A 2,279-nucleotide genomic window follows, 5' to 3' on the forward strand; every position below is an offset into this window, starting at 1 on the left:
AGATTGTCGAGCAGCGACAGTTCTTCAAGAACGAGGATTTCCTGAAAGGTTGTGGCGATGCCCGCCTGACGCGCGGCGCGCGGCGACGAAAGGCGAAGGCTGCTTTGCCCGGAAAGCAGGATCGTGCCGGCGTCCGGCTGCACCACGCCGGTCAAGAGCTTCACCAGCGTGGATTTGCCACTGCCGTTTTCGCCTATGACCGCGTGGATGCTGCCTGGCCGAATCGACAGATTGCAGGCTTTCAGGGCGCGGGTTTCGCCGAATGCCTTGGCGATGCCTTCGACCTTGAGCAGCAGGGGCTGATCGATTTGCGTTGCGGCTGCGTTCATGCGGCTGACGATGCGGATCTATCTTGCCCGAAATCAGCACCTTGCCGGTCGAGCAAGTCAAGCAACTCTGCGGTTGGAACATGCCGGGGCGTGATGCGCTTGGCCGCCGCGAGGGCCGCGGCCGAGCCCGCAGCCTGGCCCATCGCCATGCAGGTGCCGATCGAGCGAGCGCTGGCATGAGCATCGTGGGTCGACGACAGACACCGGCCGGCGACGACAATACCGTCCAGATTGCGCGGCAGCAGCGCGCGGAATGGAATGGTGTAGGTGCCGGAATTCGGGATATAGGCCCAACGCGTGTCGCGGCCGGCATGATGGTCCTCGATCGGGGCGCCGCAGCGGGCGATGCCGTCGTCAAAACGGCGCGCGGCCAGCACGTCCTCGCCGGTCAGCTGATAGTCGCCGAGGATACGGCGGGTCTCGCGTACGCCAATCCAGGGCGAAGTCCCGATCAGCACCGCCTCTTCGTATCCGGGGACCATCGCCTTGAGGAAGCGGAAATATTCCTGCGCCTGAGTCCGGCCATCCGCCTCGGCCTTTGATATGCCCTCGATGTCGTCGGGGGCAACGCCGGGAACACGGGTCATGATCGTCGCCATGATGCCCTTGTCGGGGGTGCGATGCACGCTGCCTTCCTCGCGCGGCAGGTTGAAGCGGCCGCTTCTGTTGGCATCGCGCATCAGCGAATGCAGCTCTTCCTTCTTCACGGAAAGCGCCCGCTCACCGACATTGGCCATGCGGAAGGTGGTGGACAGCGTCTGCTGGGCACCGTCGCGGCCGGCGAGCTCGAAATCACCGCCGGCATCGGCGACCACATCGGCGTCGCCCGAAGCGTCGATAACGATCTTGGCCTTCACCTCGTGACCGCCGGCCTTGTTGACGAAGCGCACGCCGCTCACGCGCTGGCCTGTCTTGATCGAACCGGTGACGAAAGTATGCAGGAAGACGCGCACGCCGGCCTCGCGGGCGAGATCGTCCCAGACGCGCTTCAGGGTTTCGGGATTGTAGGTGATGCCGGTCCCCGAGCCGAAGGTGTTCGGTCGGCGCAACACCGCATCATATTTTTCCATCTGCGCTACGACTTCACCGGGCAGGCCGGACACGACCTTCTCTTGGGCTTCGCCCGGCGCGTAGAAAGCGTACATCGTGTCGAGGACAGCGGTGCTTATGCCACCGAGGAAGCCACCACGCTCGAGCAGGATCGTGCTGGCGCCATTGCGGGCGCTGGCCAGTGCGGCGACCATGCCGGCGCTGCCGGCTCCAACCACCACGACATCGGCTTGGTATTCCATATCGGCTCCAGAACTTTAGAAATGGGGGCGGCCTAGCGGTCGCCTCGGATGAACATTCCGGCATAGCGGCGCGAATATTCGGCCATGCATTCGTCCCAGCGCTTTTCGGCGCGGGCGCGGCGCGCCTTGCCCTCGGGCGTGCCTTCGAAATACGGGCTGGGCAGCACCATGGGGCTGTGTCCCCGGCGGGCGAGTTCCAGCGCCGCCTCGGTCGAAAGCGCATTGGTGATAGCGATGCTGGTGATGCTTGAGCCGGCGCCGGCCTTGTCTTCCGATCCCGGAATATCGACCATCGCATCGCCAACCACCGAGCAATTGTCAATAACGAGGTCGGCGATCTCATGCAGGCGCTTGCCGCCCTTGTGATCGGTCCCGGTGGCGGCCGCGTGCTGCAGCGAGGTCACCGCGATGACGCGCATGCCTTCGGTCTTGGCGAAGCCGGCAATGTCGAGCGCGACCTTGGTGACGCCGGTGTTGGTGTAGACGACGAAACAGTCGGTCCGCTTGAAGCGGTAATTCTTCCAGATGACTTCGCCGAGGCCCTCCACCGACTGGAAATAGCGCATCTGGTAGATGCCCGAATTGCCGATCACCGGCGTGTAATAGGACAACGCGAGCTCGGACAGCGGATGCAGCCCGACCAGCCCGCCATTGCGCG

3 protein-coding genes are annotated in these 2,279 nt (G+C 64.2%); all 3 read right to left on the reverse strand.

Features of this window, described 5'->3' with window-relative positions; genetic code table 11:
* Positions 1-329: ATP-binding cassette domain-containing protein (locus EN935_RS31920; protein WP_127374012.1), on the reverse strand; the 329-nt coding region annotated here is incomplete at its 3' end.
* The gene (locus tag EN935_RS31925) at positions 326-1,621 is read right to left on the reverse strand and encodes an FAD-dependent oxidoreductase (protein ID WP_127263925.1); all 1,296 of its coding nucleotides are present in this window, start codon (positions 1,619-1,621) and stop codon (positions 326-328) included. The genes EN935_RS31925 and EN935_RS31920, both read right to left, overlap by 4 nt.
* A gap of 32 nt (positions 1,622-1,653) precedes the next feature.
* Positions 1,654-2,279: sugar isomerase domain-containing protein (locus EN935_RS31930; protein ID WP_127374013.1), on the reverse strand; the 626-nt coding region annotated here is incomplete at its 5' end.

It is taken from the genome of Mesorhizobium sp. M7D.F.Ca.US.004.03.1.1, assembly GCF_003998635.1.
Classification (GTDB): domain Bacteria; phylum Pseudomonadota; class Alphaproteobacteria; order Rhizobiales; family Rhizobiaceae; genus Mesorhizobium; species Mesorhizobium loti.